We start from the raw sequence: 7,477 nt of genomic DNA, 5'->3' as shown, positions 1-7,477 counted from the left end.
ATATATAGCAAAGCTAAAAAGTTGCACAAAGAGAAGCGAATGAGGAGTAAATGAGGAAATTACCAAACCAACTATTATTTAAAGTTGATCTCTCCCTCTAAAAGCACAGCGCCTCTTAACCTCTTTGTGAGTTATTCACTTTATGGTATTAAGCCAAAAAAAGCAGCGCGCTTTTATAGATAGCAAAGCTAAAAAGTTGCACAAAGAGAAGCGAATGAGGAGTAAATGAGAAAACACAAACCAACTATTACTTAAAGCTAATCTCTTCCTCGAAAAGCGCGGCGCCTCTTACCCTCTTTATGAATAAATCACTTTTGCAGGCTTTGCCTGTCACGTAAGCAAGCTTCATGTTTAAGATAACTGTATATCTGCACATTTGCGGTAGGCGCTGAACTTGCTCGCGTGAAATGCGCAGCTTTTAATTACTTAAAAGATTACTCGGTAACAGTTAAATGTAAATATATGTGTATTAACCTCGTCAGCTAGGTTAATTGCTCAAGCTCGGTTATTAGCGCTAGAGCCTCTGCATTAGTTGACCCACACACATCGCGTGTGGCGCTAAAATCACTACATACTTTAGGGCGGCTTTCATCGCCAAATAATTTACATAAATTACGCTCATCTAGCTGAATACAACGCTCTCCGGCTTTTTTACCGTTTGGCATCCCTGGAATTGGAGAACTAATACTTGGTGCAATGCAGCACGCACCGCAGCCTAAACGACATGCCATAGGCTCTGTTTTCATAACCACCTCTGTTAGATAAAGCTTTGCTTTTGTATTTAAATTTACGCCCTGACTAGCCCATTATTTCTCTGTCATATACATATGTAATGCTTTGTTACATCTTCAAACGCCTTGTAAACACTTTATTGCGTATTATTGGCTTGTCACCAAATATATGAAGGAATGCCTTGTGGCTACTAAAAAACAAATTTTATTACCTGTCGCAGTTTTAGCTGCCGGAATTGCACTGGCAATTGGCCTTTCATCAATGAAAGCGCCACCAGAAGAAAAACCAGAGCAAGACACTCGCCCACTTGTTGCTGCGCAAAACGTAAACATTGATGCAATAACACTTGATGTAAAATCGTACGGCGTTGTAAAACCTAAAGACCGTACTGAGCTGGTTGCACAAGTAAGCGGGCAAGTTATTTCAGTAGCCGAACAATTTGTTGAAGGCGCATTTGTTAAGCAAGGCGACATTTTAGCACGAATTGATCCAAATGATTACGAAGCTGACTTAATTGAGGCACAAGCAGGCCTTGCACAAGCAAGTTCGGCGCTTGAAATAGAACGCGCGCAAGCTCATGTTGCTAAAGCTGAATGGGAACGTATTAAATCAGACTCAGGCGATGCAATTGCATCAGAGCTTTATTTACGTAAACCACAACTTGCCGAAAAAATGGCAAATTTTAAATCTGCTCAAGCCCGTGTAAAACGCACTAAACGTAACTTAGAACGCACCTACATTAGAGCCCCCTATGATGCCATTATTAACGAGCGCACTATTAGCTTAGGCTCGGTGGTGAGTGCAGGCAGTAAGTTTGGAGAGCTGAGCGCGACCTCGGTTGCAGAGGTACGTTTGCCGGTTGCTGATAAAGAGCTGCAATACCTCAACAATGGCGGTATTGGCTCTCTGGTAACACTAAACGCAAAATTTGCCGGTAAGCAAACTACTTGGCAAGCCAAAGTGGTCCGTAGTGAAGGCGTTGTTGATCAGGCTAGCCGCATGAGTTACTTAGTTGCGCAATTACCTACCCCTTACGCTGATAACACCAAACCACTGCGTTTTGGTTCGTACATTAACGCCACCATTGAAGGCCGCGCATTGGATAACGCGATTATTGTGCCGCACCATTTAGTTAAAAATAACAAAATTGCTATTTTAAACGAGGATCACACCCTCAGCTTTAAAACCCTTAATATTGTACGTGAACAAAACGGTATGGTGATTGCCGACCAAGGCTTAAGCAGTGGCGAGCAACTTATTACCTCAGCCCTTGAGTACCCAACAGAGGGCATGGCAGTTAAACTTGAAGGTGCTGAACCTAACAGCGATGTAACCCAATTAGCACTTAAAGAGGATACGCCATGAGTACCTCAGAAAAAGGCTTAATTGCTTGGTTTGCACGTAACCCAGTTGCGGCAAACCTTATTATGATTTTTATTCTAGTTGGCGGGCTATTAACAGCGCTCACTATTCGTAAGCAAGCATTTCCGCAATTTGAAAGTAACTGGGTGAGTATTCAAGCGGTATATCCTGGCGCCGCCCCGCAAGAGGTTGAAGAAGGTATAACCATAAAAATAGAAGAAAACCTTGAAGGGACTGAGGGTATAAAACGTTTAATTACTTACTCTAATCGAGGTTATTCTCAAGCATGGATAGAAATAGAAGAAAAATACGACCTACAAGAAGCCCTAGATGAAATAAAAGCACAAGTAGATTCTATTAATACCTTTCCTGCCGGAATGGAGCGCCCAGTCGTTCAGCGTGAAAAATTTCAGCAAGAAGTTATGATCCTCGCGCTTTATGGCGACATGAGTTATTACCAGCTTAAGGAGCTAGGTAACGACATAAAAGATGAACTACTCGCCTTACCTGGCGTTAACTTAGTTGATTTTTACAGTGGCCTAGATTACGAAATAAGCATAGAGATAAGCCCTGACAAACTGCGTGAATACGGCCTCACTTTTAGAGATGTTTCAAACGCGGTACAAAGCTTTTCTACCAATATGTCTGCAGGGCAAATTCGCTCTGATACAGGCTATATCTCAATGCGCGTTGAAAAGCAGGCATACCGTGGTGGCGAATTTGCAAAACTGCCGCTTATAACGCTTGGCGATGGTGCACAAATTTATTTAGGCGATGTAGCGACGATTAACGATGGCTTTGAAGAAGGTCTACTTTACTCTAAATATAACGGTAAAAACTCACTTTCGTTTGAAGTAGATGCCTCAAAAGATCAAGACATTACCGATGTAGCTAAAATTCTTAAAGGCTACATGGCCGAAAAACAGTCAAAACTTCCACAAGGCTTAAAGCTCTCACCTATTGTTGATTTAACTTACTACCTTGAAGGTCGTCTCGATATGATGATCGACAACATGGTATGGGGCGGTATTTTAGTCATGATAGTGCTAGCGCTATTTTTACCGCTGCGTTTAGCGTTTTGGGTAATGATGGGCTTACCGGTATCTTTTTTAGGTGCCTTTTTATTTATGCCAGTCGGCTTTTTAGACATCACCATCAACATGGTGTCGTTATTTGCCTTTATTATTGTACTTGGCATTGTGGTCGACGATGCCATAGTCGTAGGGGAGTCAGCGAGTGCCGAAATAGAAAAACACGGCCATAGTCTTGATAACGTTATTCGTGGTGTTAAACGCGTTGCAATGCCTGCCACTTTTGGGGTGCTAACCACTATTGCAGCGTTTTTACCGCAAGCTATGGCATCGGGCCCAGGCGCTGCGTTTTCTAAAGCCATTGGTGTGGTTATTATTTTATGTTTGATTTTTTCACTGATTGAATCAAAGCTGATATTGCCTGCGCATATAGCAGCGATGAATCCCCGTAAACCTAATCCTAAAAACCCATTACATAAACTGCGTAATGTGGTTGATAGCGGGTTGAAACACTTTGTACAACACTATTACACACCGTTTATAGGCCATTGTATACATTATCGTTATACCGTGATTATTGGCTTTGTATGTATATTAATAGTGAGCGCAGGAATGTTTGCAGGCGGCTTAGTTAAGTTTGTGCCTAACCCTAAAATACCGCATGACTTCCCACGCATTACCCTTGAAATGAACTTGGCCTCTTCGGAGCAGGCAACCCTTGAAACTGCCCGTAAAATAGAAGACGTTTTACTCAAAGTAGATAAAGAACTTGAAGAGCAATACGGCCAAAGCATGATCCGCGATTTATCGGTAAGCCTACGAGGACGTACAGAGGCAAGCATTATGGCTATTTTAGTTGAGCCACATTTGCGCCCTATCGACACCTTTGCACTCAGTACCCTGTGGCGTGAGCAAATGCCCCCGCTGCCAGGATTAAAAACGCTCAATATTCAAGATAATATTTTTAGTGGCGGACGCGATGACGGCGACGTTAGTTTTAGACTGCAAGGCAAAGATGCTGATGATCTAAAAGAAGTGGCCGGTAAATTAAAAGCTAAACTACAAAGCATGGAAGGTGTAGGCGATGTAAACGACTCACTGCAAAGTGCCACCGACGAAGTACAGCTAGATTTAAAACCACTGGCCTACAGCATGGGGCTAACCCTTGCCGATGTAGCATCGCAAGTAAGCTTTAGTTACTACGGATTAGAAGCACAGCGTATTTTACGCGAAGGTGAAGAAATTAAAGTGATGATACGCTACCCACAAAGCGAGCGTAACTCAATTAGCAACATTCAAAATGTACGTATTATTACGCCAAGCGGTGTGGAAGTACCACTGAGCGAAGTTGCTGAGGTGAGGCTTGTTGACGGTGTAAACCGTATTCGCCGCGAAAACTCAAACCGTACCGTTAATGTGTGGGCAGCAGTCAATACAGACCAAGTTGAGCCGTTCGCCATTGCGCAAGAAATTCGCGATAACTATTTACCTGCATTGCTAAAAAGCTACCCGGGCGTTAAAAGTAATGTTGCTGGGCGCGTACAAGAGGAAATGGATAGCGCTGATGAACAATTTCGTGATTTTATTATTTCGTTAATGATTATATTTGCTTTATTGGCTATTCCGCTTCGCTCTTATTCGCAGCCGCTTATTATTATGTCGGTTATTCCATTTGGTGTAGTAGGTGCCATGTTTGGTCACGTAATATTAGGCATGACCATGAGCGGGCTGTCTATGTTTGGCATTATTGCCGTAGCGGGCATAGTAGTAAATGACTCCCTCGTAATGGTTGATTTTGTAAACAAAGCCCGCGCCGAAGGCATGGCTATTAAACAGGCTGTAATGCAAGCCGGTGCAAAGCGTTTCAGAGCCATTTTACTTACCTCAATCACCACCTTTATTGGGGTAATGCCGATTATTATGGAAACCAGCTTACAGGCTAAAATAGTGATTCCTATGGCGGTATCGCTGGCCTTTGGTGTGCTATTTGCCACTGTAATTACGTTAATACTTATACCTTGCCAGTATGTTGCACTCGAAGATGCTAAGCGCCTGAGTCGTAAACTACGCGGTAAATCACAATCAGTAAGTGCTCAACCAACACCTACACAAAACTAAGTCATCTTCAACCCCAACCAAAAAAAGCTCGGCCTAGTACGCCGAGCTTTTTATTTACCAGTACATTGCCCGTCATTATTAAGAACTTTTATAAAGTGTTTCAAATAAATTATGGATAATTATTTTAATTATATCAGCGTATTATGCGTCCTTAATTTAAAGCATCGCTAACGCATTATAATTTTATTGCTTAGCATTAGCTCACACCGCAATGGTTTTGAGCCGCTTGTCAGTTAAGTGCCCTCCACTTAGCTCTGTGATACACGTAAATTTAAAACACCTAAACATGCAGCTATTCGCTTAAAGCGCTATGGCATCTAGTTTATTTATGCACCCTAAGGAACCCTATGTTTGATTTAATAAGCAAACGCAGCGCTAATTTAAAAAATGATGTATTAGCCGGCTTAACGGCTGTGCTAACGCTCATTCCCGAAGCCGTTGCGTTTACCTTTGTAGCGGGAATTGATCCAATGATGGGCTTATACGGCTCATTTTTTGTGGGTTTTATTACCGCCGTGTTTGGTGGCCGCCCTGGTATGATATCCGGTGCTGCTGGCTCTATGGCGGTAGTGACTACCGCCTTTATTATTATGTTTGGCCTCGAGTATTTATTAGCCGCCGTGGTGTTAACCGGCATACTGCAAGTTGTGTTTGGCGCGTTTAAAATGGGCAAATTTATTCGGCTGTTACCTCACCCTGTAATGCTTGGCTTTGTAAATGGCTTAGCAATTGTGATTGGTATGGCGCAGTTTGGCCAATTTAAAGAAAACACACATGTGGTATACGATAAACAACACGATATGTTTACCTATGCAGGCGATTGGATGCAGCTAACTAGCCCTGCAATGTTAACTATGATGGGGCTAATTGCGCTAACGATGGCGATTGTGTATTTTTTACCGCGCTTTACTAAAGCAATTCCTGCGCCCCTTGCTGCAATAGCAGTATGCACGGCGCTGGTTACATTTACCCCGCTTGAGTCAAAACTTGTTAGTGATGTTGTGCACACGCAGCGTACTTCAATGATTGAAAAAGAAATCATAACCGAAAACTTTGCAGCTATAAAAAATCAAATCCCTCATGGACAATACAGCGAAGTGGCGCAAAATATTGCGCTTGAGCGCCCAACCGATGCACAAATAACGGCTAAATGGCAAGAAAACGAAGCGCAAAAGGTAGCGGAGGGCTTAAAAGACACCATCGACCCACTTGATGGTAGCTTAAAAGGGGCACTACCAAGTTTTCACTTTCCGCAAATTAGCTGGGATTTAACCAATAGCGACTCGCTCGACGCACTTATTACCGTACTGATGCTTGCGCTTATTTTGTCATCTGTAGGGCTAATAGAAACCCTTATGACCCTTTCGCTTATTGATGAAATAACACAAACCCGTGGCCAAGGTAATCGCGAGTCGGTAGCGCAAGGTTCAGGCAATATTTTAAGTGGGTTATTTGGCGGCATGTGTGGCTGCGCCATGATTGGCCAAAGCATGGTTTGTTTAAACTCAGGTGGCCGTGGCCGTGCAGCGGGCATTGCTACCGCACTATTTATGCTTGTATTTATATTGTTTTTCCCAAGCTTGATTGAAGTGATCCCTGTAGCATCATTAATTGGCGTAATGTTTATGGTGGTTATTGCAACCTTTGAATGGTCATCTTTGCGCTTATTTGGCCGCGTTCCAAAGTCTGAAATATTTATCATTATTGTGGTATCAACCGTTACCGTATTGCTTGATTTAGCCGTAGCGGTAGGCATAGGCATTGTTATTTCTGCCTTGGTTTATGCATGGAACTCAGCAAAAGAAATTCGTATTAAATGCAGTGATGAATCGCAAAACGATAAAACCTATCAAGTAACGGGTAATCTATTTTTTGGCTCAATTACCTCGTTTAAAGAAGGGTTTAACCCACATAACGACCCAAAAAAAGTGTGTATAGATTTTGCCAATGCCAAAGTGTGTGATCAATCAAGTATTGAGGCCATACATAGCTTAAGCGAGCGTTATAAAGCATTAAACAAAACCTTGTATTTACGCCATTTGAGCCCAGAGTCAGCTAAGTTATTACAAAAAGCCGGTGATTTGGTTGAGATTAACATTGTTGAAGACCCTAAATACCCCGTAGCCAACGACGCTATGGCGTAATAAGGCACTTGAGTCACTGACTTAAAAAGCTCGGAGTTTTCCGAGCTTTTTATTTTGAATCAATTGTTTAAATTATTTTAAGCTGGTAGG

At 42.4% G+C, this 7,477-nt stretch carries 4 protein-coding genes; 3 read left to right on the top strand and 1 reads right to left on the bottom strand.

Annotated elements, in window-relative coordinates; translation table 11 throughout:
- Positions 1–482 precede the first annotated feature (482 nt).
- A complete protein-coding gene (locus tag AABI99_RS08085) occupies positions 483–746 on the bottom strand; it encodes a YkgJ family cysteine cluster protein (RefSeq protein WP_338365136.1) in 264 nt (87 codons plus the stop codon).
- Between the two features lie 169 nt (positions 747–915).
- Here AABI99_RS08085 and AABI99_RS08080 point away from each other — a divergent pair, with 169 nt between their 5' ends.
- The 3 genes from AABI99_RS08080 (at position 916) to AABI99_RS08070 (ending at position 7,387) form a co-directional block, all read left to right on the top strand.
- The gene (locus AABI99_RS08080) at positions 916–2,097 is read left to right on the top strand and encodes an efflux RND transporter periplasmic adaptor subunit (RefSeq protein ID WP_338365135.1); all 1,182 of its coding nucleotides are present in this window, start codon (positions 916–918) and stop codon (positions 2,095–2,097) included.
- Positions 2,094–5,243 carry an efflux RND transporter permease subunit gene (locus AABI99_RS08075; RefSeq protein WP_338365134.1) on the top strand — a complete coding sequence of 1,050 codons (3,150 nt, stop codon included), beginning with the start codon at positions 2,094–2,096 and terminating at the stop codon, positions 5,241–5,243. Before AABI99_RS08080 ends, AABI99_RS08075 begins: the two co-directional genes overlap by 4 nt.
- Positions 5,244–5,590: 347 nt before the next feature.
- Complete coding sequence (locus tag AABI99_RS08070) at positions 5,591–7,387, top strand: SulP family inorganic anion transporter (RefSeq protein WP_338365133.1); 1,797 nt, start codon at positions 5,591–5,593, stop codon at positions 7,385–7,387.
- Positions 7,388–7,477 lie beyond the last annotated feature (90 nt).

Source organism: uncultured Pseudoalteromonas sp., from assembly GCF_963922945.1.
Classification (GTDB): domain Bacteria; phylum Pseudomonadota; class Gammaproteobacteria; order Enterobacterales; family Alteromonadaceae; genus Pseudoalteromonas.
Note: the sequence above shows the minus strand (reverse complement) of the source record. Positions and strands in the feature narration are given on the sequence as shown.

Bases quoted from the DNA above. Each gene is read 5' to 3' on its own strand.
- AABI99_RS08085 (WP_338365136.1), bottom strand. From the start codon at position 746: ATGAAAACAGAGCCTATGGCATGTCGTTTAGGCTGCGGTGCGTGCTGC.
- AABI99_RS08075 (WP_338365134.1), top strand. From the start codon at position 2,094: ATGAGTACCTCAGAAAAAGGCTTAATTGCTTGGTTTGCACGTAACCCA.
- AABI99_RS08070 (WP_338365133.1), top strand. From the start codon at position 5,591: ATGTTTGATTTAATAAGCAAACGCAGCGCTAATTTAAAAAATGATGTA.